26 protein-coding genes and 1 other annotated feature are annotated in these 22,139 nt (G+C 55.2%); of the genes, 10 read left to right on the forward strand and 16 right to left on the reverse strand.

Going from position 1 to position 22,139, the window contains the following annotated elements; translation table 11 throughout:
• Positions 1-36: 36 nt before the first annotated feature.
• From C5687_RS01210 to C5687_RS01230, 5 genes are read left to right on the forward strand one after another with little or no spacing between them, the layout of a single operon-like run.
• Positions 37-744, forward strand: a complete 708-nt coding sequence (locus C5687_RS01210; protein WP_104556275.1) for a CoA transferase subunit A — start codon at positions 37-39, stop codon at positions 742-744.
• Between the two features lie 2 nt (positions 745-746).
• Positions 747-1,403, forward strand: a complete 657-nt coding sequence (locus C5687_RS01215; RefSeq protein WP_094918968.1) for a CoA transferase subunit B — start codon at positions 747-749, stop codon at positions 1,401-1,403.
• A gap of 9 nt (positions 1,404-1,412) precedes the next feature.
• Entirely contained in the window at positions 1,413-2,594 is a 1,182-nt protein-coding gene (locus C5687_RS01220) for an acetyl-CoA C-acetyltransferase (RefSeq protein ID WP_104556276.1), read from the forward strand.
• A 44-nt stretch (positions 2,595-2,638) separates the two neighbouring features.
• The gene (locus tag C5687_RS01225) at positions 2,639-4,030 is read left to right on the forward strand and encodes a GntP family permease (RefSeq protein WP_104556277.1); all 1,392 of its coding nucleotides are present in this window, start codon (positions 2,639-2,641) and stop codon (positions 4,028-4,030) included.
• A 10-nt stretch (positions 4,031-4,040) separates the two neighbouring features.
• Positions 4,041-4,811, forward strand: coding sequence for a 3-hydroxybutyrate dehydrogenase (locus C5687_RS01230; RefSeq protein WP_104556278.1), 771 nt, complete (start codon positions 4,041-4,043; stop codon positions 4,809-4,811).
• 38 nt (positions 4,812-4,849) lie between these two features.
• On the opposite strand, the gene selO is transcribed toward C5687_RS01230, so the two are convergent.
• From selO to thrS, 14 genes are all read right to left on the reverse strand, one after another.
• Entirely contained in the window at positions 4,850-6,292 is a 1,443-nt protein-coding gene (selO, locus tag C5687_RS01235) for a protein adenylyltransferase SelO (protein WP_104556279.1), read from the reverse strand.
• A 61-nt stretch (positions 6,293-6,353) separates the two neighbouring features.
• Positions 6,354-7,070, reverse strand: coding sequence for an EAL domain-containing protein (locus C5687_RS01240; RefSeq protein ID WP_025757336.1), 717 nt, complete (start codon positions 7,068-7,070; stop codon positions 6,354-6,356).
• Positions 7,071-7,363: 293 nt separating this feature from the next.
• On the reverse strand, positions 7,364-7,828 hold the full coding sequence (locus C5687_RS01245) for an NlpC/P60 family protein (protein WP_025757337.1): 465 nt from the start codon (positions 7,826-7,828) through the stop codon (positions 7,364-7,366).
• A 72-nt stretch (positions 7,829-7,900) separates the two neighbouring features.
• Positions 7,901-8,656, reverse strand: a complete 756-nt coding sequence (gene btuD, locus C5687_RS01250; RefSeq protein ID WP_104556280.1) for a vitamin B12 ABC transporter ATP-binding protein BtuD — start codon at positions 8,654-8,656, stop codon at positions 7,901-7,903.
• On the reverse strand, positions 8,656-9,207 hold the full coding sequence (locus C5687_RS01255; RefSeq protein WP_025757339.1) for a glutathione peroxidase: 552 nt from the start codon (positions 9,205-9,207) through the stop codon (positions 8,656-8,658). Before C5687_RS01255 ends, btuD begins: the two co-directional genes overlap by 1 nt.
• A gap of 35 nt (positions 9,208-9,242) precedes the next feature.
• A complete protein-coding gene (btuC, locus tag C5687_RS01260; protein ID WP_170940844.1) occupies positions 9,243-10,223 on the reverse strand; it encodes a vitamin B12 ABC transporter permease BtuC in 981 nt (326 codons plus the stop codon).
• A gap of 103 nt (positions 10,224-10,326) precedes the next feature.
• A complete protein-coding gene (gene ihfA, locus C5687_RS01265; protein WP_003857805.1) occupies positions 10,327-10,626 on the reverse strand; it encodes an integration host factor subunit alpha in 300 nt (99 codons plus the stop codon).
• 4 nt (positions 10,627-10,630) lie between these two features.
• Positions 10,631-13,018 carry a phenylalanine--tRNA ligase subunit beta gene (gene pheT / locus C5687_RS01270; RefSeq protein ID WP_104556281.1) on the reverse strand — a complete coding sequence of 796 codons (2,388 nt, stop codon included), beginning with the start codon at positions 13,016-13,018 and terminating at the stop codon, positions 10,631-10,633.
• A 15-nt stretch (positions 13,019-13,033) separates the two neighbouring features.
• The gene (gene pheS, locus C5687_RS01275) at positions 13,034-14,017 is read right to left on the reverse strand and encodes a phenylalanine--tRNA ligase subunit alpha (protein ID WP_003857809.1); all 984 of its coding nucleotides are present in this window, start codon (positions 14,015-14,017) and stop codon (positions 13,034-13,036) included.
• A 40-nt stretch (positions 14,018-14,057) separates the two neighbouring features.
• Positions 14,058-14,181, reverse strand: a sequence feature (Phe leader region).
• Positions 14,132-14,176 (reverse strand): pheST operon leader peptide PheM, encoded by a 45-nt coding sequence (gene pheM, locus C5687_RS01280; protein WP_001386830.1) that lies wholly within the window; start codon positions 14,174-14,176, stop codon positions 14,132-14,134. It overlaps the preceding feature by 45 nt.
• A gap of 117 nt (positions 14,182-14,298) precedes the next feature.
• Complete coding sequence (gene rplT, locus C5687_RS01285) at positions 14,299-14,655, reverse strand: 50S ribosomal protein L20 (RefSeq protein WP_000124850.1); 357 nt, start codon at positions 14,653-14,655, stop codon at positions 14,299-14,301.
• Between the two features lie 49 nt (positions 14,656-14,704).
• The gene (gene rpmI, locus C5687_RS01290) at positions 14,705-14,902 is read right to left on the reverse strand and encodes a 50S ribosomal protein L35 (RefSeq protein ID WP_001124225.1); all 198 of its coding nucleotides are present in this window, start codon (positions 14,900-14,902) and stop codon (positions 14,705-14,707) included.
• A gap of 96 nt (positions 14,903-14,998) precedes the next feature.
• Positions 14,999-15,541 (reverse strand): translation initiation factor IF-3, encoded by a 543-nt coding sequence (infC, locus tag C5687_RS01295; RefSeq protein ID WP_023616141.1) that lies wholly within the window; start codon positions 15,539-15,541, stop codon positions 14,999-15,001.
• A gap of 3 nt (positions 15,542-15,544) precedes the next feature.
• A complete protein-coding gene (gene thrS / locus C5687_RS01300) occupies positions 15,545-17,473 on the reverse strand; it encodes a threonine--tRNA ligase (RefSeq protein ID WP_025757343.1) in 1,929 nt (642 codons plus the stop codon).
• 322 nt (positions 17,474-17,795) lie between these two features.
• Here thrS and yncL point away from each other — a divergent pair, with 322 nt between their 5' ends.
• Positions 17,796-17,888 (forward strand): stress response membrane protein YncL, encoded by a 93-nt coding sequence (gene yncL / locus C5687_RS01305; RefSeq protein ID WP_021241082.1) that lies wholly within the window; start codon positions 17,796-17,798, stop codon positions 17,886-17,888.
• 98 nt (positions 17,889-17,986) lie between these two features.
• Complete coding sequence (gene yniD / locus C5687_RS01310; protein ID WP_008500658.1) at positions 17,987-18,094, forward strand: small membrane protein YniD; 108 nt, start codon at positions 17,987-17,989, stop codon at positions 18,092-18,094.
• A gap of 70 nt (positions 18,095-18,164) precedes the next feature.
• Here yniD and C5687_RS01315 read toward each other — a convergent pair whose 3' ends face one another.
• Complete coding sequence (locus C5687_RS01315) at positions 18,165-18,923, reverse strand: DUF481 domain-containing protein (RefSeq protein ID WP_025757344.1); 759 nt, start codon at positions 18,921-18,923, stop codon at positions 18,165-18,167.
• A 295-nt stretch (positions 18,924-19,218) separates the two neighbouring features.
• On the opposite strand from C5687_RS01315, the gene pfkB reads away from it, so the two are divergent.
• The 3 genes from pfkB to C5687_RS01330 all read left to right on the forward strand — a co-directional run bounded on the left by pfkB (position 19,219) and on the right by C5687_RS01330 (position 21,514).
• Positions 19,219-20,151 (forward strand): 6-phosphofructokinase II, encoded by a 933-nt coding sequence (gene pfkB, locus C5687_RS01320; protein ID WP_104556282.1) that lies wholly within the window; start codon positions 19,219-19,221, stop codon positions 20,149-20,151.
• 106 nt (positions 20,152-20,257) lie between these two features.
• Entirely contained in the window at positions 20,258-20,548 is a 291-nt protein-coding gene (gene ghoS / locus C5687_RS01325) for a type V toxin-antitoxin system endoribonuclease antitoxin GhoS (protein WP_104556283.1), read from the forward strand.
• Positions 20,549-20,653: 105 nt separating this feature from the next.
• Positions 20,654-21,514, forward strand: a complete 861-nt coding sequence (locus C5687_RS01330; RefSeq protein WP_025757347.1) for a fructosamine kinase family protein — start codon at positions 20,654-20,656, stop codon at positions 21,512-21,514.
• A gap of 36 nt (positions 21,515-21,550) precedes the next feature.
• On the opposite strand, the gene C5687_RS01335 is transcribed toward C5687_RS01330, so the two are convergent.
• A complete protein-coding gene (locus C5687_RS01335) occupies positions 21,551-22,087 on the reverse strand; it encodes a YniB family protein (RefSeq protein WP_104556284.1) in 537 nt (178 codons plus the stop codon).
• Positions 22,088-22,139: the final 52 nt, after the last annotated feature.

Genomic DNA, 22,139 nt, shown 5'->3' on the forward strand with positions numbered 1-22,139 from the left:
CTAATGATACCGGCACGGTTAACGGGAGGGATGAGTATGGCAGGACTGGATAAGCGCGTCGGCAGCTATGCGCAGGCGCTGGATGGGCTGACGGACGGGATGACCTTGCTGGCGGGCGGCTTCGGCCTGTGCGGCATTCCGGAGAACCTGATTGCCGAAGTCAGACGCCGGCAGGTGCAGGGGCTGACGGTGGTCTCAAACAACTGCGGCGTGGATGGCTTCGGTCTCGGGATCCTGCTTGAGACGCGGCAGGTTCGCAAGGTAGTGGCCTCTTACGTCGGCGAAAACGCGCTGTTCGAGCAGCAGGTGCTGAGCGGCAAGCTGGAGGTTGAACTCACGCCGCAGGGGACGCTGGCCGAAAAGGTGCGCGCAGGCGGCGCCGGGATCCCCGCGTTTTACACCGCGACCGGCTATGGCACCCCCGTGGCTGCAGGCAAAGAGGTGCGCCAGTTTGCGGGTAAACATTACATCCTCGAAGAAGCCATTACGGGGGATTTCGCGCTCATCAAAGGCTGGAAGGCGGACTGGTACGGCAACGTTATCTATCGCCATACCGCGCAAAACTTTAATCCGCTGATGGCAACCGCGGGCCGGATAACGGTGGTGGAGGTGGAAGAGATTGTTCCGCCAGGTGAACTGCCTCCGTCGGCTATTCATACGCCGGGCATTTACGTCGACAGGCTGATTGTCGGCCAGTTTGAAAAACGCATTGAGCAGCGCACGCTGCGCGCGCAAGGAGTGTGACGATGTTGACCCGTGAACAGATGGCCATGCGCGTGGCCCACGAGTTGCGTGACGGTTACTACGTCAACCTGGGGATCGGCATTCCGACGCTGGTGGCGAACTACATTCCCGCAGGGATGGACGTGATGCTCCAGTCGGAAAACGGTCTGCTGGGGATGGGCGCCTTCCCCGATGAGCAGAGCCTCGACGCCGACATGATCAACGCCGGTAAACAGACCGTCACCGCACGGACAGGGGCCGCCATTTTTGACTCAGCGCAGTCGTTTGCCATGATCCGCGGCGGTCATGTCGACCTGACCGTGCTGGGTGCCTTTGAAGTGGACGTTGAGGGCAGCATCGCCTCGTGGATGATCCCCGGAAAAATGGTGAAGGGGATGGGCGGCGCGATGGATCTCGTTGCCGGGGCGCAGAACATCATTGTGGTGATGACCCACGCCTCAAAAAGCGGTGAGTCAAAGCTGCTGCCGCGCTGCACGCTGCCGCTCACGGGCGTGGGCTGCATCCGTCGGGTGTTAACCGACCTCGCGCTGCTGGAAATTGAGGATGGCGCGTTCATCCTGCGGGAGTATGCCCCCGGCGTCAGTATTGACGAGATCGTGGCGAAAACGGCCGGGAAAATCATTGTGGCGGACGACGTGCGCGAGATGCGCTTTAGCTGAGGGCTTCGGATGAAACAGGTCATGATTGTCGGGGCAACGCGTACCCCTGTCGGCAGTTTTCGCGGATCGCTCGCCTCCCTCTCTGCGGTTGAGCTGGGGGCTGTCGCGGTACGTCACCTGCTTGAGAGCAGCGGTCTTGATAAAGAGAAGATTGACGACGTGATTTTCGGTCAGGTGCTGACGGCGGGATGTGGACAAAACCCGGCGCGTCAGACGGCCATCGCCGCCGGATTACCCGTCAGCACGCCAGCGACAACGGTCAATCTGGTGTGCGGCGCGGGCCTGAAAGCGGTACAACTCGCCGCGCAGGCGATCCGCAGCGGCGACGTCGGGGTGGTTATCGCAGGCGGTCAGGAGAGCATGAGCAACGCCCCCTATCTGCTGGACGGGGCGCGGTCTGGTTTGCGGTTTGGCCATACGGGTCTGCAGGACAGCATGATTACCGATGGTTTGTGGGACGCATTCAACGATTACCACATGGGTATCACCGCTGAAAACGTTGCCCGGCAGTACGGTATTTCCCGCGAACAGCAGGATGATTTCGCCGCCCGGTCGCAGCAAAAAGCGGCGGCCGCCATTGCGTCCGGTCGGTTTGACGCCGAGATAGCGCCAGTCACGGTGAAAGAGGGCAAAAAGCCACCGCGGGTTATTCGTTGTGATGAACAGCCCCGACCAGAGACCACCGCTGAGCAGCTTGCGCAACTGCGCCCCGCATTTTTACGCGAGGAAGGCACGGTCACGGCGGGAAATGCTTCGACGCTCAATGACGGTGCCGCTGCGGTACTGCTGATGAGTGAAGAAAATGCGCGGCAGAGCGGACTGCCGATCCTCGGTCGCATTGTGAGTTACGCCGTAACGGGGGTTGACCCGTCGGTGATGGGCATCGGTCCGGTGAGCGCCTGCCAGACGGCGCTGGCGCGGGCGGGCTGGACGCTCGATGAGGTGGATCTCATTGAAGCCAATGAAGCCTTTGCCGCTCAGGCGCTGGCGGTGGGCAAGCAGCTCGGCTGGGATGCGCGCAAGGTGAATGTAAACGGCGGCGCGATTGCCCTTGGTCATCCGATTGGCGCCTCCGGCTGCCGCATCCTCGTGACGCTGCTGTACGAAATGCAGCGCCGCGACGTTAAAAAAGGGCTCGTCACCCTGTGCATTGGCGGCGGACAAGGCATCGCCCTGACTGTCGAGCGTTAAGCCTCTCGTTGGTACCCGAATAATAATTAAAGTGAGGAGTCGTAATGAGTGTGTTAATTGCCCTGGCGGCGCTGGCACTGCTGATGCTGGCGGCCTATCGCGGATACAGCGTGATTTTGTTTGCCCCGATTGCGGCGCTCGGCGCCGTGCTGCTGACCGATCCTGGCGCCGTCGGCCCGACGTTTACCGGGCTGTTTATGGAAAAAATGGTCGGCTTCGTCAAGCTCTACTTCCCGGTGTTCCTGCTGGGTGCCGTGTTTGGCAAGCTGATTGAACTCTCCGGCTTCTCGCGCGCTATCGTCGCCGCAGCGATTCGGATCCTCGGGCGGCGTCACGCCATCCCGGTGATTGTCCTGGTGTGTTCGCTGTTAACCTACGGTGGCGTTTCGCTGTTTGTGGTGGCGTTTGCGGTTTACCCCTTTGCCGCCGAATTGTTCCGCCAGAGCGGCATCCCGAAACGGCTGATCCCGGCCACCGTGGCGCTCGGTGCATTCTCGTTTACCATGGATGCCCTGCCCGGCACGCCACAGATCCAGAACATTATCCCCACCAGCTTTTTTGGCACAAACGCCTGGGCCGCGCCGTGGCTGGGGCTGATTGGTTCGCTGTTTATTATCTGTTTTGGTCTGCTCTGGCTGGAGCGCCAGCGCCGCAAAGCGCTCCAGAACAACGAGGGGTACGGCACGGATCTGAAAAATGAACCGGAAACGCCGGACGACATTAACCTCCCTCACCCGCTGATTGCCCTCTCTCCTCTGCTGCTGGTAGGGATCCTCAATCTGCTGCTTACCCGCTGGATCCCCGGCTGGTACGGCACCAGCCACGAGCTGACCCTTCCCGGACTTGCAAAGCCGATTGTGATCGAGGTAAGCAAGATCACCGCCATCTGGGCCGTGGAAGCGGCGCTGATCGCCGGTATCGTGCTGGTGCTGGTTTTTGGCTTTCGCAATATCCGCGGACGTCTGGCGGAAGGCAGCCGCACGGCGGTCAGCGGGGCCATTCTGGCCGCGATGAATACCGCCTCGGAATACGGTTTTGGCGCGGTGATCGCCGCCCTGCCCGGTTTTCTGGTGTTATCCCACGCGCTGGCGGCCATTCCAAATCCGTTACTCAATGAAGCCATCAGCGTGACCGTTCTTGCAGGGATCACCGGTTCGGCGTCCGGCGGGATGAGCATTGCCCTCGCGGCCATGGCCGACACGTTTGTTGCCGCCGCCCACGCAGCCAATATCCCCCTTGAGGTGCTGCATCGCGTGGCCTCCATGGCCAGCGGCGGGATGGATACCCTTCCCCATAACGGCGCGGTGATCACCTTGCTGGCAATCACCGGTCTGAGCCATCGTCAGGCCTACGGCGGCATTTTCGCTATCACTATCATTAAAAGTCTGGCAGTGCTTTTTGTCATTGCCGTGTTCTATCTGACCGGCATTGTGTAAGGAGAAAAAGATGAATCTGAACGGTAAAACCGCCCTGGTGACCGGCTCAACCAGCGGCATTGGCCTGGGGATCGCCCGGGTACTGGCGAAAGCCGGGGCACAATTAATTCTTAACGGTTTCGGTGACAGCGAAGCGGCGCGCGCAGAGATCGCGCAACTGGGCAAAAAACCGGGCTATCACGATGCGGACCTGCGTGATGTCCTGCAGATTGAAGCCATGATGCGCTACGCCGAAACGCAGTTTGGCGGGGTGGATATTCTGGTCAATAACGCCGGGATTCAGCATGTGGCTCCGGTTGAGGCGTTTCCGGTTGAAAAATGGAATGACATTATCGCCATTAATCTTTCCGCAGTGTTCCACACCAGCCGGCTGGCGCTGCCTGCCATGCGGGAGAAAAACTGGGGGCGCATCATTAATATCGCCTCCGTTCACGGCCTGGTGGCCTCAAAAGAGAAGTCAGCCTACGTTGCTGCCAAGCATGGGGTGGTGGGTTTTACGAAGTCACTGGCGCTGGAAACCGCTCGCACCGCGATTACCGCGAATGCGCTCTGCCCCGGTTGGGTACTGACCCCGCTGGTGCAACAGCAGATCGACAAACGTATTGCGCAGGGCGTCGCGCCGGATCTGGCCCAGGACCAGCTTCTGAGCGAAAAACAGCCTTCCGGGGAGTTTGTTACCCCGGAACAGCTGGGCGAGTTGACGCTGTTTTTATGTAGCGACAGCGCCGTTAACGTTCGCGGCGCAGCATGGAATATGGATGGCGGCTGGGTCGCTCAGTGATGTCCTGGCCGGGTAGCGTAGCGCCACCCGGCAAAAGACTAGCTTGAGCAGCTGACCTCCAGCCGCTTGCCCCAGTCAGGCGGGCGGCTGACGTAATCATCATCCCGGTCGGCAAACGGCGTGCGCAACGCCACATGCAGACGATGTAACTCAGCGTATTCCCCCTGCTCTGCCTGCTCAATCGCCCGCTGCGCCAGCCAGTTGCGCAACACCATCGCCGGGTTCGCCGCGTTCATCTGCCTCTGGCGGGTAGCGTCATCCACCTGCTCCGACTGAAGCCGCGTGCGGTACTGAGTAAACCAGTCGTCAAACGCCTGTCGATCGATAAATTCATCACGCAGCGGCGAGGCAGGACTGTGCTGCTCCGTCTGGCCCAGCATGCGGAAGGTACGCGTATAATCGCTGCCCTCACGTGCCATAAGGGTAAACAGGCCATTCAGGATATCGTTATCGCCTTTCTCCTGGGTCATCAGCCCCAGCTTGTTGCGCATCAGCGTGCCGTATTCGCGCAGCAACGTCTCCTGATAGCCATCAAGCGCATCATTGAGGGCATCGACGTCGATAAACGGTGACAGGGATTGCGCAAGACGCTGAAGATTCCACAGTCCCACCGCCGGTTGATTGTCAAAGCTGTAGCGCCCCTGGTAGTCGGAGTGGTTGCAGATATACCCCGGCTGATAATCATCGAGGAAACCAAACGGACCGTAATCGAAGGTCAGCCCGAGGATCGACATGTTGTCCGTATTCATGACGCCATGGGCAAAGCCCACCGTTTGCCAGCGTGCGATCATCGTGGCCGTGCGGGCCACCACATCCCTGAACCAGAGAACGTATTTATCCGCCTCGTCCTGCAAATGCGGCCAGTGGTGACGGATGGCAAAATCCGCAAGCTGGCGAACCTTGTCCGGCTCGCGGCGATAATAAAAGTGCTCAAAATGACCGAAGCGCAGATGGCTTTGCGCAATGCGCATCAGCATCGCCCCTTTTTCCATCGTTTCGCGCGCGACCGGCGTATCGCTGGTGACAATCGACAGCGCACGGGTCGTTGGAATGCGCAGTGCATGCATCGCTTCAGATGCCAGGCATTCACGAATCGTTGAACGCAGTACCGCGCGCCCGTCGCCCATGCGTGAATAGGGAGTCAGCCCTGCGCCTTTCAGGTGCCAGTCAACCGTCTCCCCGTTGGGAAGCTGTTGTTCGCCGAGCAAGATCCCCCTGCCGTCGCCCAATTGACCCGCCCAGACGCCAAACTGATGCCCGCTGTAGACCTGAGCCAGGGGTTGCATCCCGGGGAGTAGCGTTTCGCCGCCCCAGACGCCAGCGCTGTCTGAACGCTGAAACAGCGCGGGTGGAATAGCCAGCTCGTCTGCCAGCCGATCGTTATGCCAGATGAGACGGGAATTTTGTAGCGGTGTCGGTTTGAGTGCGGTGTAAAAACCAGGCAACTCGTCATGCCAGTGAGCAGTAAAAGACAGGGTCATAAGTCCTCCTGCTTTTAGTGTAGAGGGTTTACCCGGTCTTAAACACGGGCGAAAGCAAGGGTTATCGCTGCTGAACCAGCGTGGTGACGTGTTCAGCAGAGACGGCAGGCCACAGCGCCCCCTGCATGGCACCAAAATTGAAGGACAGGACGCGCTGCAACAGGGCGTGATCGTCAATGCCCGAGACGATCACCGACTGACAGTGCGGCGTGATTTGCCAGAGGATTGCGCGCATAAAGGGCTCAAAGGAGAGTTCCTGAGCACGCTGCTGAATGAATCCTTTATCGAGAATGACCCGTTTGAATAATCCATCATAGACCGCTTTGAGCGATGCTGCGCCTGCGCCAAAGTTTGCCAGGACCAACGGGAAATGGATCGCCATTCTTGCCAGCTGCAGATCGTCCTTTCCGTTATTTAAACCTGGATAATTCTCATTAACAGTAAACTCCAGAAACGGATAGCGCTCAAGAATTGAAACAGCGTTTCCATTACTTAATAAAAACTCAACAATTACAGGTGTAATATTGATCCATGCAATTAACTGATGCTGAATAAAAAACAGTTTACAGGTATCAAGCAATTGCAGTTTTTCGTTAAACAGCGCTAACTCTTCCGCCTCGGAAAGCCGCGGGATAACGAGTTCAGTAGGGATCCTCACTTCGCTGCCGACGCCAGTAAAGTTAACCACAATGTCTAAACCTTTCAGCTCACCTGCGCTATTACGGGCAGGCTGAAGCAACAGTTCAGACTGGTAAGCATTATCTAGCGTAATAATCATTGCACTCGCCCCGCATTAAAGATGAGAGAGGACATCCTGGAGCAATTGCTGACACAATTCCACTGTCTTGATTTTAATAAGATTAATTTCATTAGTTCCGTATTAATTTTCAGATTTATCCCTGAATCTAAAATAATCTTATCCTGGTTGTAGAATAATAGCCAGTTTTAGATAAAACAGACACATGCGGGCTAAGCTAATTTTAGGTAAATTTAACTTTAATCATCTTATTTGAGAAAAAAACGGCATGAATTATTAGTTACCCTGCCGTCATAAGAGGCGTCCATCGGCGACTAAATACGTCGAGCCTGCCAAAAACTTTTACGCCAGTAAACATTATCCAGAGAAGAACGCATCACCCCGCGACTGGTCGACGCGTGAATAAACTGATTGTCTGTATCATATATCCCCACATGGAGACCGCTTTCACCCGACCCGGTTTTGAAGAAAACCAGATCCCCGGGCAGAAGATCGTCTTTATCAATTTCCGTACCGATTTCAGCCTGTTTACGCGTTTCGCGCGGCAGCTGTAAATCGAACTTATCGCGAAACGTCATCAGCACAAAGCCGGAACAATCCACCCCGCCACGGCTCATGCCGCCGTAGCGATAAGGCGTGCCGCGCCAGTTGCTCAGCTGATCGTTAAGGCTGGCAATGACGGTGATCGAATCTGAAAGCCGTGGGTTAGGCGGCGGAGCACGATGGCTACTGCATCCCGCAAGAAAGAGTGCAGCCATCAGGAGAAACCAGAATCGCATTTCAGACGAATCCTCTGCTTTTTTGTTCTTTTCGTAATTTAGCGTGCAAGTGTGTGGACAGGCAAGAAACGGTTACTCCTGCCCGGTAGAAATCAGCATCTTATGTCCCTCTATATCCAGCCTGCGGAACGCCATTTTGTACGCGCGGGCAAGATTGGGTGGCGTGAGAACCTGATCCCGCGTCCCGCTGGCGATCAGGTTTCCCTTCGACAGCAACCATACCCGGTGGGCATGACGCAAGGTATGGTTGAGGTCATGACTGCTCATTACCACGGCGATGCCTTTTCGGCTCAGGGTGCTTAGCTGCGTATCCAGTGCCGCCTGCTGCGCCACATCCAGACCGCTCATCGGTTCATCAAGCAGCAGCAGCCGCCCGTGAGGATTACCGGCCGGGTGGATCTGCACGATTGCGGCCGCCAGACGCACCCGCTGCCACTCTCCACCCGAAAGCTGCCTGGCTTGACGAGCCAGTTTATCTTCCAGCCCCAGGGCTGCAGCCACGTCCGTCAGCAGCGCCGTATGGTGTTTATCATGCAAATGCAGCGTCAGGTAGTGCCAGACAGGCATCGCAAAGGGCGGTGTCTGCTGCTGCACAAGGTAACTGCGCCGGTGCGCCAGCGAGACTGGCGTCCAGTCGGTGAGGGGATGCCCCAGCAGCGTTACCTGCCCTTCACCACCAACCAGGCCTGCCATCCGCGCCAGCAGCGTGCTCTTGCCCGCGCCGTTCGGCCCGACAAGATGCAGAATTTCACCCGCATTGACGGTACCGGTTACCGGCGCCAGACGTCCCTTTTCGGCTACGTCCGTGAGCTGCATCAGCAGTGACATTATTTCGCCAGCGCCAGCTTGATAGATTCCATCACAATCGGATCCTCAGGCGTCATATCCGGTGAAAAACGTTGCACCACCTGGCCATCACGACCAATCAGGAATTTTTCGAAGTTCCACAGAATGTCATCCGGGTAGAGCGGCGCGCGGCCTTTGCTGGCCATACGTTCATAAAAACCGCTTCCTTCCGGCGCAACGGCTTTCGGTGCGGCAGCGATCAGCTTCGCGTACAGCGGATGACGATGCTCACCGTTGACATCAATTTTGCTGAACAGCGGGAACGTGACGCCGTAGGTGGTGCTACAAAACGTCTTGATCTCCTCTTCGCTGCCCGGCTCCTGGCCCAGGAACTGGTTGCACGGGAACCCCAGCACGGTGAAACCGTCCTTCTCCCAGGCCTTCTGAATGTTCTCCAGCTGTTCGTACTGCGGCGTCAGGCCACATTTGGATGCCACGTTGACGATAAGCAACACGTTGCCTTTGTAGCCTTCCAGCGTGGTGTTATCGCCATCAATGGTGGTCACTTCAGTATTCAGGATATCTGACTGCATGGCATTCCCTCAGGTTGTCTTACGGGTATCGTGATTTAACGTCCAGCTTTTAATAGTAGCCAGATAAAGACCGGCGCGCCCAGCGTGGCGGTCACCACGCCAATGGGCAACTCTGCGGCTGTCAGGGCAAGCCGGGCGATGATATCGGCCACCAGCAGCGTGACGGCTCCGGCAACAGCCGAGGCCGGAAGCAAGGTTCGATGGTCAGTGAGGCCACACAGGCGCAGCATGTGCGGGATCACCAGCCCAATAAAACCAATCGCCCCCGCGAGGGCGACGCTGACGCCGACCAGCCAGCCAATGGCAATGACCAGCACATTACGCCAGAACCCAATCGGCATACCGAGCTGGCGGGCAGAGGTTTCACCCAGCGCGAGCATATTCAGCGGCTGCGCCTGCAGGGCAACCCACACGATAACCGGCACCAGCAGCACCATAAGCCAGCCCTGGTGCCAGTCAACGCCGCCAAAGCCGCCCATCATCCAGTACATGAGCTGTCTCAGGTCAAAGGAGGTTGAGAAGTAGACGGCCCAGGTCATCAGCGCGCTGCAGATGATCCCGAGCGCCACGCCGGCAAGCAGCAGACGGCTGGTCGATAAGTGCCGTCTGGCGAAGCGAAGCAGGATGACCGTGATCAGTAATGCGCCGAGAATGGCGCTCAGGCTAATACTCCACCCGGTGAGCTCTCCCCCACCCAGCATCACCGCGGCAATCAGCCCGACGCCAGCCCCGTTCGAGACGCCGAGCAGCCCCGGTTCCGCCAGCGGGTTATCAAATAACGCCTGCATAATGGTGCCGCCCAGCGCCAGCGCGGCCCCCACCAGCATCACCGCGACGGTGCGCGGCAGACGAATTTGCCAGACAAAGAGTTGTCCGTCTGGCCCCCACCAGCTCTCAGGCCCTATCCACCTGTCACCGGCACAGAGGCTAACCCCTGCGGCGACAATGAGCAGCAGCACCAGTAAAAGCAGGCGACGTTGATCGGAACGGTGCTGGCGATGGGCGTAATCAAGCATGGAGTCGGTTTTATTTGCGAGAGATATCATTGATTTTACGGCGGGTTTGCCAGGGAGCGCAAAGAAAAAAGGCCGCATGGGCGGCCTTTTTAGTTAGTTCATATTACTCTGCTTTGGGCGTTGCGTTTTCGACACGGCTTTTTAACTTCTGGCCGGGTCTGAAGGTCACCACGCGGCGGGCTGTAATGGGAATATCTTCCCCCGTCTTCGGGTTACGACCCGGACGTTGGTTTTTGTCTCGCAAATCAAAATTGCCAAAGCCGGAGAGTTTTACCTGCTCACCATTTTCCAGAGCACGACGGATCTCTTCGAAAAACAGCTCTACCAGCTCTTTGGCATCCCGTTTGCTAAGCCCAAGCTTATCAAACAGATATTCTGACATTTCAGCTTTTGTAAGCGCCATAGGTTCAATCCCTCAATGATGCCTGGAATCGCTCTTTTAATGCCTCTACACATTTGGCGACGGTAGCGGCAATCTCCTCTTCTTCGAGTGTACGGCTGGTATCCTGAAGGATAAGGCTGATAGCGAGGCTCTTGAAACCTTCTGCTACGCCCTTGCCGCGGTACACGTCAAATAAGTTTACGCCAACTACCTGATTTACGCCAACTTTCTTACATTCGGCCAAAATATCTGCTGCAGGCACATTTTCGGCGACCACAACCGCGATATCACGGCGGTTTGCCGGGAAGCGGGAGACGTCCTGAGCCTGAGGGATCACGCGGTCTGCCACCAGGTTCCACTCCAGCTCAAACACGATGGTACGGCCGTTCAGGTCCAGTTTACGTTCCAGCTCAGGGTGAACAACGCCAATAAAACCAACACGTTTGCCGTCTAAATAGATGGCTGCACTCTGACCCGGATGCAGGGCCGGAATGGCTTCTGCGCGGAATTCAATTTCAGATAATTTACCGGTCAGATCGAGAATCGCTTCCAGATCGCCCTTCATATCGTAGAAATCAACCGTGCCTTTTGCCAGGTCCCAGTGCTCTTCATAGCGGTTACCGCTAATCGCACCAGCCAGCATAAGATCCTGACGGATGCCTAAATTTGCCTGATTATCCGGCACAAAGCGCAAACCGCTTTCGAAAATTCGCACGCGGTTTTGCTGGCGATTCTGGTTATAAACGACAGTGCCCAGCAGGCCGGTCCACAGAGACAGACGCATAGCCGACATTTCGCTGGAGATTGGGCTTGGCAGGATCAGGGCTTCCTGACCTGGGTGGATCAGCTGCTGCAGTTTTGGATCAACAAAGCTGTAGGTGATCACTTCCTGGTAGCCTTTGTCGTTCAGCATGGTTTTCACACGCTTCAGGGACAGGTCGGCTTCACGGTGGGACCCCATCACCAGACCCGCCTGCACAGGCTCGTCAGGGATGTTGTTGTAGCCGTACACGCGGGCCACTTCTTCCACCAGATCTTCTTCAATTTCCATGTCGAAACGCCAGGATGGCGCAACGGCTTGCCACTCGTCCTGGCCTTCGGTCACTTCACAGCCCAGACGCTTCAGGATATCGGTCACCTGCGCATCGGGTACGTGGTGACCAATCAGGCGATCCAGCTTGCTGCGACGCAGGGTGATGGTCGCGCGCTTCGGCAGCGTGGCTTCGTGGGTGACATCAATCACCGGGCCCGCTTCACCGCCGCAGATGTCGATCAGCAGACGGGTGGCACGTTCCATCGCTTTGTACTGCAGCGCAGGGTCAACACCGCGCTCGTAACGGTGAGAGGCATCGGTGTGCAGACCGTGACGGCGTGCGCGACCGGTGATAGAGAGCGGGCTGAAGAATGCACATTCCAGCAGCACGTTTTGCGTCTCATCGTTCACGCCAGAGTGTTCGCCACCGAAGATACCGCCCATCGCCAGCGCTTTGCTGTGGTCAGCAATCACCAGCGTGTCAGCGTTCAGTTTCGCTTCGCTGCCGTCAAGCAGAACCAGGGTTTCACCCTCTTTCGCCATGCGTACAACAATACCGCCTTCGATACGATCTTTATCGAACGCGTGCATCGGCTGACCCAGCTCCAGCAGTACGTAGTTGGTCACGTCAACCACCGCATCGATAGAACGAATACCACAGCGACGCAGTTTCTCTTTCATCCACAGCGGGGTTGGCGCTTTAACATTGATGCCTTTCACCACACGACCGAGGTAGCGTGGGCAGGCATCCGCGGCATCAACCTGAATAGGCAGAACGTCACTGATGGTCGCTTCAACCGGGACGATCTCCGGCGCGTTCAGTTCGGTCTGGTTCAGCACGGCAACGTCGCGCGCAACGCCGATAATCCCTAAGCAATCAGCACGGTTTGGCGTGACGCTGATTTCGATGGTGTTGTCATCAAGCTTCAGGTATTCGCGGATATCGGTACCGATCGGCGCATCCAGCGGCAGCTCGATGATGCCGTTGTGATCGTCGGAAATCCCCAGCTCAGAGAACGAGCACAGCATACCTTCGGACGGTTCACCGCGCAGTTTGGCAGCTTTGATTTTGAAATCACCCGGCAGCACAGCACCGACGGTCGCCACGGCCACTTTCAGCCCCTGACGGCAGTTTGGTGCGCCGCAGACGATATCCAGCAGACGGTCACCGCCCACGTTGACTTTTGTTACGCGCAGTTTGTCCGCGTTAGGGTGCTGACCGCACTCCACCACTTCACCCACGACCACGCCATTGAACGCGCCCGAAACCGGCTCAACGCCGTCCACTTCCAGACCCGCCATGGTGATCTGGTTAGAAAGCGCGTCGCTGTCCAGCGTGGTGTTCACCCATTCGCGTAACCACAGTTCACTGAATTTCATTGTTCTGTCCTGCCCTTATTTAAACTGTTTGAGGAAACGCAGATCGTTTTCGAAGAATGCACGTAAATCGGTCACGCCGTAGCGCAGCATGGTCAGACGTTCCATGCCCATACCGAACGCAAAGCCAGAGTAAACTTCCGGATCGATGCCCACGTTGCGCAGCACGTTTGGATGCACCATACCGCAGCCCAGCACTTCCAGCCATTTACCGTTTTTACCCATCACGTCCACTTCCGCAGACGGTTCAGTGAACGGGAAATAGGAAGGACGGAAACGAACCTGCAGATCTTCCTCAAAGAAGTTGTTGAGGAAATCATGCAGCGTGCCCTTCAGGTTGGTGAAGCTGATGTTTTTATCAACAATCAGGCCTTCCATCTGGTGGAACATTGGGGTGTGAGTCTGATCGTAGTCGTTACGATAGACGCGGCCCGGCGCGATAATGCGGATTGGCGGTTCCTGCTCCTTCATGGTACGGATCTGAACGCCGGAGGTCTGGGTACGCAGCAGACGGGTCGCGTCAAACCAGAAAGTGTCGTGGTCAGCACGTGCCGGATGATGGCCAGGAATGTTCAGGGCATCGAAGTTGTGGTAATCATCTTCAATTTCCGGGCCAGTCGCCACGGTAAAGCCGAGCTCACCGAAGAAACTTTCAATACGATCGATGGTGCGGGTAACCGGATGCAGACCACCGTTTTCAATTCGGCGACCCGGCAGAGAAACGTCGATCGTCTCTGCGGCCAGACGCGCATTCAGCACCGCGCTTTCCAGCTCAGCCTTACGCGCGTTCAGAGCCTGCTGTACCTGCTCTTTGGCTTCGTTAATTACCGCACCTGCTGCCGGGCGTTCTTCTGCCGGCAGTTCACGCAGGGTTGTCATCTGAAGGGTCAGGTGCCCTTTTTTACCAAGATATTCGACGCGGACATTGTCTAACGCGGCAACATCTGAGGCCTGATTAATGGCGGCTGTTGCACTGGCAACCAGCTCTGCGAGATGTGACATGATTTTCCTCGTTATGTAGCGATATTTACCAGCGGCAGATACAAAAAAAGCCTCCATCAGGAGGCTTTCTGGCGCTGTTTTCCGTTTCGTCTCTCACGCGCTAGCCTCCTGATCTCAGGTGCTAAAGTAAAAGAAGAAGCGGAAAATAGCAGCATTCATGCTTGCGTTACCTTGTGTGGTAAGGAACCTAACGCCTTATTGAAAAGGGTAGCCCAAAAATTGTCAACGTTTTGATGCTGTTGAAACGAAAAGAGGGAGCCAGGCCCCCTCTCTCAACTGGCTTATGCCAGTGCTGCTTTCGCTTTTTCGACCAGAGCGGTGAACGCTACTTTGTCGAATACTGCGATGTCAGCCAGGATCTTACGGTCGATTTCAACAGAGGCTTTTTTCAGGCCGTTGATGAATTTGCTGTAAGAAATACCGTTCTGACGTGCTGCTGCGTTGATACGCGCAATCCACAGTTGACGGAACTGACGCTTACGCTGACGACGGTCACGGTAAGCGTACTGACCTGCTTTGATAACAGCCTGGAAGGCAACGCGGTATACGCGTGAACGCGCACCGTAGTAGCCTTTAGCTTGTTTCAAAATTTTCTTGTGACGTGCACGTGCAATTACACCACGTTTTACGCGAGCCATGTGTGCTCTCCTGTATCTATTCTAAGTTAAAAAAGTTAAACGAAACGACTTATGCGTACGGCAGGCACGCGATAACCAGGCCCAGATCGCCTTTAGAAACCATGGCTTTTGGACGCAGGTGACGTTTACGCTTGGTAGCTTTCTTAGTCAGAATGTGACGCAGGTTAGCGTGCTTGTGCTTAAAACCACCTTTACCGGTTTTTTTGAAGCGCTTAGCAGCACCGCGTACGGTCTTAATTTTTGGCATTTTAATAACTTCCACTTCGCATTGTTAAATAAACGAAACCCAGGCGAACAAAACCTGTGAAGCGCAAAGGCTCCACAGGAATTGCTACTTGAAGGCCTACTGTTTCTTCTTAGGAGCGAGCACCATGATCATCTGGCGGCCTTCGATCTTCGTAGGGAAGGATTCGACTACTGCCAGTTCACTCAGATCGTCACGGACGCGGTTAAGCACTTCCATACCGATCTGTTGGTGGGCCATCTCACGACCGCGGAAACGCAGTGTGATCTTGGCCTTATCGCCATCTTCCAGAAAGCGAATCAGGCTGCGGAGTTTTACCTGATAATCGCCATCGTCGGTACCAGGACGGAATTTGATTTCCTTAACCTGGATAACTTTTTGCTTTTTCTTCTGTTCCTTAGAAGACTTACTCTTTTCATAAAGGAACTTGCCGTAGTCCATGATACGACAAACTGGCGGTTCGGCGTTAGGGCTGATTTCAACTAAATCTACTCCAGCTTCTTCAGCCTTTTCGATTGCTTCTCTCAGACTCACAATCCCCAGCTGCTCGCCTTCCAGACCTGTTAAGCGAACTTCCTGGGCGCGAATCTCGCCATTGATACGATTCGGACGTGCCGTTTGAACTCGTTTTCCGCCTTTAATACCTTATTCCTCCAGTTGTTGAAGACTGCGGCTGCGAATCTCTTGTTGCAGCTTCTCAATCACTTCACTTACGTCCAGGCTGCCCAGGTCTTTACCACGGCGGGTGCGAACGGCAACTTTGCCTGCTTCCACCTCTTTATCACCACAGACCAACATATACGGGACACGACGTAAAGTGTGCTCGCGGATTTTAAAGCCAATCTTCTCATTTCTCAAGTCTGCTTTTACGCGAATGCCCGCATTTTGTAGTTTCTGCGTCAATTCTTTAACGTAATCCGCCTGAGAATCGGTAATGTTCATCACCACGACCTGCACCGGCGCAAGCCAGGTTGGGAAGAAGCCAGCAAACTCTTCGGTCAGGATGCCGATGAAGCGCTCCAGTGAACCGAGAATTGCACGGTGAATCATAACCGGTACCTGACGCTCGTTGTCTTCGCCAACATAAGAGGCGCTTAAACGCTGCGGCAGGGAGAAGTCCAGCTGTACCGTTCCGCACTGCCATGCGCGATCGAGGCAGTCATACAGGGTAAATTCAATTTTCGGACCGTAGAATGCGCCCTCGCCCAGCTGATATTCGAACGGAATCCCGTTCTCTTCCAGTGCAACGGCGAGATCCGCTTCTGCGCGATCCCAGGTCTCATCGCTACCGATACGTTTTTCCGGGCGCGTTGAGAGTTTGACCACGATCTTCTCGAAGCCAAAGGTGCTGTACATATCGTAGACCATACGAATACAGGCGTTAACTTCATCACGGACCTGGTCTTCAGTACAGAAGATATGCGCATCATCCTGAGTAAAGCCACGCACGCGCATCAGACCGTGCAGAGCACCTGATGGTTCGTTACGGTGGCAGCTACCGAACTCCGCCATACGCAGCGGCAGGTCGCGGTAGGATTTCAGACCCTGGTTGAAGATCTGAACGTGGCCCGGGCAGTTCATTGGCTTAATGCAGTATTCACGGTTCTCAGACGAGGTGGTGAACATCGCATCCTTGTAGTTGTCCCAGTGGCCGGTTTTTTCCCACAGCACACGGTCCATCATGAACGGACCTTTCACTTCCTGATACTGGTACTCTTTCAGCTTGGAGCGTACGAAGGTTTCCAGTTCACGGAAAATGGTCCAGCCATCGTTATGCCAGAACACCATACCCGGCGCTTCTTCCTGCATGTGGTACAGGTCAAGCTGCTTACCGATTTTACGGTGGTCACGCTTCGCGGCCTCTTCCAGGCGCAGCAGGTACGCGTTCAGGGCTTTTTTGTCGGCCCACGCGGTACCATAAATACGCTGCAACATCTTGTTGTTGCTGTCGCCACGCCAGTAAGCGCCTGCGATCTTCATCAGTTTGAAGTGATGGCAGAAGCGCATGTTCGGCACGTGCGGTCCACGGCACATGTCGACGTATTCTTCGTGATGGTACAAGCCAGGCTTGTCATCATGGGAGATATTTTCGTCAAGAATAGAGACTTTATAGCTCTCGCCGCGCTTCACGAAGGTTTCACGCGCTTCGTGCCAGCTGACTTTCTTCTTGATGACGTCATAGTTGGTTTCGGCGAGCTCGTGCATACGTTTTTCGAGCGCGTCGATATCTTCCTGAGTCAGGGTGTGGTCAAGGTCAACGTCATAGTAGAAACCGTTGTCGATCACCGGACCGATCGCCATTTTGGTGTTGGGCCACAGCTGTTTGATGGCATGACCTAACAGATGCGCGCAGGAGTGACGAATGATCTCCAGACCTTCTTCGTCTTTCGCGGTGATGATGGCAAGCGTCGCATCGTTTTCGATGAGATCGGAGGCGTCCACCAGTTCACCGTTAACACGGCCAGCGATAGTCGCTTTCGCGAGACCCGGACCGATATCCAGGGCAACATCCATTGGGCTTACAGCGTGATCGAAATGGCGTTGGCTGCCATCAGGAAGAGTAATTACAGGCATTTTATATCCTTATTTGCAGTGATGCCCCACACATAAGAGCATATACAAAGAAAATAATCGTGATTTGACAATAGATTACGAGACCATCTGACCAACAATCGTCAAATTGGTTCGTCATCATTCACCTGCCAGAATCAGAATAATTCGGATTTACGGCAGGCTTCGTAATGGTAACACTAATCACAGGGCGTATGCATCCTCTGCTGGCAGATTGATGCGCTGGCACTTTTGCATGAATTTGCAGGTGGCCAGTTCCCGGTGCTCGCATTCCTGAAATGCTGGGCTACTCTTGAACAGATCTTTAAACCCAAAGGTGCATACCATGAACGTATCCAGTAGAACGGTTGTGATATTGAACATCCTTTCAGCGACAGGTTTATTGTTGATTCTCGCCGAACGATTCCACTGGTTCTAAGCCCAACCCTACGCTGGCATAACCTGATCGATCCTGTGAAGGGGCATGTATCAGCCCTGTTTGATAGACTGTGGGTGTTAACAAACAAGGATCAGGTTATGCCAACAAAACGATTTGCCGTAAAACACTGGAAAATGGTGCTGGTGCTGATTGCCATCTGCGGCGCAATGCTGCTACTTCGCTGGGCGGCGATGATTTGGGGCTAAACGTCAACAGAAGGAAAGCCAACTGGCCTGAGATGAGAAACGGGCCGACATTTTCATCGGCCCGCCATAATTACATTTTATAACCCAGTGAAACCGTGGTTCTGCGGTCGGTATGATCCGGTGCCGTTTCTGGCGGTGACGAGTTCCAGGTGACGTTGTAGGCCACTTTCAGCCCAAAGTGTTCGTTGATGGCCACGTTCAGCGCCGTCTCAGAGTTCAGCGTCGTATCGTCGGCACCAAATACAGAAACACCCTGCGTGAATTTGGTGTTGTCAGTCATCTGCCAGGCATAGGTCCCGGACGCGTAACCGAGCGGTTGGGTTTTGGTATCGCCATCGGTGTACTCGTCATAGCGCACACCTGGACCGAATTCAAAACGGAAGCTGTGTACCGGGCCGTTCAGGAACTGGCGACCATAACCGGCGGTAAACACATCGCGCTGGCGATAACCGTTGTAACGGTCGGTTAACCAGCTTGCCTGACCAAACAGGTAGTCATAGTCGGTCATGTTGTAACGGCTACGTCCGCCTACCGCATATTTCTCGGAAGAGCGTTCGTCATTCGCGGACGTGTTGCTGGCATTTCCCCACAGCGACCAGGCGGTCGTGTTACCGTACCAGGTGAGCGTACTGTCCGCTGTCAGAGAGGAGCTTTTGGTGTTACCGGATTGTGCCAGATACCCAGCGTTCAGGTTACCTTCAAAAGGTTTTTTCGCGGTGGTGGGATCGTCCATGACAGTAAAAACGGTATCATCGGCGGCTGCGTTCATAGCTGCAAACACGCCACCCGCCAGCATCAGTGCAGCGGGAACTGTCTTTAAAAGCTTCATTTTATTAAGGAGTCCGTACAACAAAAAAAGAGACCACACGGTCCCGGAATCTTTCTTGAGGATCAATGACAAGGCGTCCAGAGAAAGGTAACAAATTATAAAAAGCCGCAAATAACATAGCAATGTTTTCTTATTTCATTTTTTGAATAAGAACGATCCCAAAAAGCGTTTTATTTTATATATCCCGCGCCTCACTTTACGTCTGTATTCATATTTAAAATCATACTGTTATTTACATTGCGTTCCGGACAAAGGGTGCCAGACTAATAGGAACCCACGCTAAAAGGAGGTAATGATGGTTTCTATCTACACCCTGACGCTCTCCCCTTCCCTTGATTCCGCAACCCTGACGCCGCAGATTTACCCGGAAGGTAAGTTGCGCTGTAGCGCCCCTGTCTTTGAGCCCGGCGGCGGCGGTATCAACGTGGCGCGCGCCATTACGCACCTTGGCGGCCACGCCACGGCAATTTTTCCCGTCGGTGGGGCCACCGGCGAACACCTGGTCTCTTTGCTGGCAGATGAACAGGTCGCCGTAGAGACCGTGGAGGCCAAAGACTGGACGCGGCAGAACCTGCATGTGCACGTGGAGTCCAGCGGCGAGCAGTATCGCTTTGTGATGCCCGGCGCGAAGCTCAGTGATGACGAGTTTCGTCAGCTTGAAGAGAAAGTGCTGACCATAGAAAGCGGCGCACTGCTGGTGATAAGCGGTAGCCTGCCGCCCGGAGTGAGTACGGATAAATTAACCGCGCTTATTCAGGCGGCGCAGCAGCGCGGTATCCGCTGCATTCTCGACAGCAGCGGCGAAGCCCTGCAGGCGGCACTCGTGCCGGGCAATCTGGAGCTGGTCAAACCGAACCAGAAAGAGCTCAGCGCGCTGGTCAACCGTGAGTTGACGCAACCGGATGATGTTCGCACCGCCGCACAGGAGCTGGTACGCAGCGGCAAAGCACGACGCGTCGTGGTCTCTCTGGGCCCTCAGGGGGCACTGGCCGTCGATGAAACGTCGGCCGTTCAGGTTGTCCCACCGCCCATGAAAAGTCAGAGTACGGTTGGCGCCGGGGATAGCATGGTTGGCGCGATGACGCTGAAACTGGCGCAGGGCGCGTCTTTGCTGGAAATGGCGCGTTACGGTGTGGCGGCGGGTAGCGCCGCAACCATCAACCAGGGCACGCGTCTGTGTTCGCTGGCCGATACGCAAAAAATCGTCGATTACCTGTCCCGAGATTAACGCCCGTTCCCCTTGATCGTTATGGAGGGGAATCTCATCTCTTAGTCGCCAAACGCAAACTATCGACTATGCTAAGAAAACTTCCATGATAACAATGAGGTGAATTATGAGCAGTGGTGACATCACCCGCTACGTCGTAACCGTCAACCTTCATGAAGCCTCGCTGACGGAGCTGAATGAGCTCAACAACGCCTTCACCCGGGCTAAGTTTCTCCTCACGCTCACGGATGACGAGGGCAATATTCACGATTTAGGCACCCTGGCATTTGGTCTCATCTCTGCGCTGACTAAAAAAGAAGTGCATGCGCTGGCCGCCAGTCTGGTGGAAAGTGTGACCGACAAACCCACCGAGATTGACGTCGATACCTGGGAAAGCTGGCAGAAAAAAGAACAATAAGTGCCCTGCATGAATTTAAACCGCTCAGGTGTGCGTTAGTTCGTATTTTTTTACCGCAATAATGCGCTAACTTTATGATCTGGCAGACAACATGGGAGAGACATCATGTGGCAGGCTATCAGTCATCTTTTAAGTGAGCAACTGGGTGAAGGTGAAATCGAACTGCGTAACGAACTGCCAGGCGGAGAGATCCACGCCGCGTGGCATTTACGCTACGCAGGCCGCGATCTCTTCGTAAAATGCGATGAACGTGAGCTTCTTCCAATATTTACCGCCGAAGCTGACCAGCTGGAGCTGTTGTCCCGCAGCAAAACGGTGACGGTTCCGCAGGTCCTGGCCGTGGGTAGTGACCGCGACTACAGCTTTCTGGTGATGGAATATCTCCCTGCCCGTCCGCTGGATGCCCATAACGCCTTCATTCTCGGCCAGCAGTTAGCGCGACTTCATCAATGGAGCGACCAGCCGCAGTTTGGTCTCGATTTCGACAACGATCTCTCCACCACCCCTCAGCCCAACGCCTGGCAGCGCCGCTGGTCGACGTTTTTTGCCGAGCAACGCATTGGCTGGCAGCTTGAGCTGGCCGCTGAGAAAGGGCTGGAATTTGGCAATATTGATGCCATCGTCGAACACGTTCAGCAGCGTCTGGCCTCCCACCAGCCGCAGGCATCTCTGCTGCACGGTGATTTATGGTCCGATAACTGCGCGCTGGGGCCCAACGGTCCCTATATCTACGACCCGGCCTGTTACTGGGGTGACAGAGAGTGCGATCTGGCCATGCTGCCGCTGCATCCTGAGCAGCCGCCGCAAATATACGACGGGTACCAGTCCGTTTCCCCCCTGCCGCACGGTTTCCTCGATCGTCAACCGGTGTATCAGCTGTATACGCTGATGAACCGCGCCATCCTCTTTGGTGGCGAACACCTTGTGAACGCCCAGCGGGCGCTCGAACGCATGCTTGCTGCCTGACAACAAAACGGGTGGCCTGAACGCCACCCTTATCGCTTACAGAAAACCAAGCAGTGAGAAGAAGAAATACCCCGCCACAATGACGATCGCAGGAAGAATATAGAGCGGGAAGATCTGCAGAAAAATGGAGTGACGCGGAACCACAATCCGTGACTCAATCTGTTCCCGGGTCATCCTTTCCGGGCCTTTGGCCTGCTCGAGAATCATCTGATCTTCAACCCCTTCACGAAGAAAACGCGTCTGACGGCTCATTCGTGCGCCGGAGGCCTGCAACGCCATGGCGATAAAGATCAGCGCATAGATAATCCAGAACCCGATATTGAGTTGCTGATGAAAGTCCGGCGTGGGGGAGTTGAACCAGAAGACATTCAAAAATGGCGTGTTAAAACGCATCATCTCAATCATGACATGCGCAAAATCAAGCATGACCGCATTTATACCCGGCTGTTTTTCGCTGTGATCGTACATGAACTTGAGCACAGAAATCAGCGTAGAAATAACGGCGGGAATAAAAATCACCCAGCCAGCAACCCGTTTTAAGACCGCAATGCGTCCAGCTTGTTGATACGTCATCAGTTCCTCTTCATAAAGACGCGTTATTTGTGCCTAAGTCTACCTGCTGGTC

It is taken from the genome of Enterobacter sichuanensis, assembly GCF_002939185.1.
Lineage (GTDB): Bacteria > Pseudomonadota > Gammaproteobacteria > Enterobacterales > Enterobacteriaceae > Enterobacter > Enterobacter sichuanensis.

Coding starts and splice junctions, on each gene's coding strand:
- C5687_RS01210 (WP_104556275.1), top strand. CDS start 37: ATGGCAGGACTGGATAAGCGCGTCGGCAGCTATGCGCAGGCGCTGGAT.
- C5687_RS01215 (WP_094918968.1), top strand. CDS start 747: ATGTTGACCCGTGAACAGATGGCCATGCGCGTGGCCCACGAGTTGCGT.
- C5687_RS01220 (WP_104556276.1), top strand. CDS start 1,413: ATGAAACAGGTCATGATTGTCGGGGCAACGCGTACCCCTGTCGGCAGT.
- C5687_RS01225 (WP_104556277.1), top strand. CDS start 2,639: ATGAGTGTGTTAATTGCCCTGGCGGCGCTGGCACTGCTGATGCTGGCG.
- C5687_RS01230 (WP_104556278.1), top strand. CDS start 4,041: ATGAATCTGAACGGTAAAACCGCCCTGGTGACCGGCTCAACCAGCGGC.
- selO (WP_104556279.1), bottom strand. CDS start 6,292: ATGACCCTGTCTTTTACTGCTCACTGGCATGACGAGTTGCCTGGTTTT.
- C5687_RS01240 (WP_025757336.1), bottom strand. CDS start 7,070: ATGATTATTACGCTAGATAATGCTTACCAGTCTGAACTGTTGCTTCAG.
- C5687_RS01245 (WP_025757337.1), bottom strand. CDS start 7,828: ATGCGATTCTGGTTTCTCCTGATGGCTGCACTCTTTCTTGCGGGATGC.
- btuD (WP_104556280.1), bottom strand. CDS start 8,656: ATGTCACTGCTGATGCAGCTCACGGACGTAGCCGAAAAGGGACGTCTG.
- C5687_RS01255 (WP_025757339.1), bottom strand. CDS start 9,207: ATGCAGTCAGATATCCTGAATACTGAAGTGACCACCATTGATGGCGAT.
- btuC (WP_170940844.1), bottom strand. CDS start 10,223: ATGCTTGATTACGCCCATCGCCAGCACCGTTCCGATCAACGTCGCCTG.
- ihfA (WP_003857805.1), bottom strand. CDS start 10,626: ATGGCGCTTACAAAAGCTGAAATGTCAGAATATCTGTTTGATAAGCTT.
- pheT (WP_104556281.1), bottom strand. CDS start 13,018: ATGAAATTCAGTGAACTGTGGTTACGCGAATGGGTGAACACCACGCTG.
- pheS (WP_003857809.1), bottom strand. CDS start 14,017: ATGTCACATCTCGCAGAGCTGGTTGCCAGTGCAACAGCCGCCATTAAT.
- rplT (WP_000124850.1), bottom strand. CDS start 14,655: ATGGCTCGCGTAAAACGTGGTGTAATTGCACGTGCACGTCACAAGAAA.
- rpmI (WP_001124225.1), bottom strand. CDS start 14,902: ATGCCAAAAATTAAGACCGTACGCGGTGCTGCTAAGCGCTTCAAAAAA.
- thrS (WP_025757343.1), bottom strand. CDS start 17,473: ATGCCTGTAATTACTCTTCCTGATGGCAGCCAACGCCATTTCGATCAC.
- yncL (WP_021241082.1), top strand. CDS start 17,796: ATGAACGTATCCAGTAGAACGGTTGTGATATTGAACATCCTTTCAGCG.
- yniD (WP_008500658.1), top strand. CDS start 17,987: ATGCCAACAAAACGATTTGCCGTAAAACACTGGAAAATGGTGCTGGTG.
- C5687_RS01315 (WP_025757344.1), bottom strand. CDS start 18,923: ATGAAGCTTTTAAAGACAGTTCCCGCTGCACTGATGCTGGCGGGTGGC.
- pfkB (WP_104556282.1), top strand. CDS start 19,219: ATGGTTTCTATCTACACCCTGACGCTCTCCCCTTCCCTTGATTCCGCA.
- ghoS (WP_104556283.1), top strand. CDS start 20,258: ATGAGCAGTGGTGACATCACCCGCTACGTCGTAACCGTCAACCTTCAT.
- C5687_RS01330 (WP_025757347.1), top strand. CDS start 20,654: ATGTGGCAGGCTATCAGTCATCTTTTAAGTGAGCAACTGGGTGAAGGT.
- C5687_RS01335 (WP_104556284.1), bottom strand. CDS start 22,087: ATGACGTATCAACAAGCTGGACGCATTGCGGTCTTAAAACGGGTTGCT.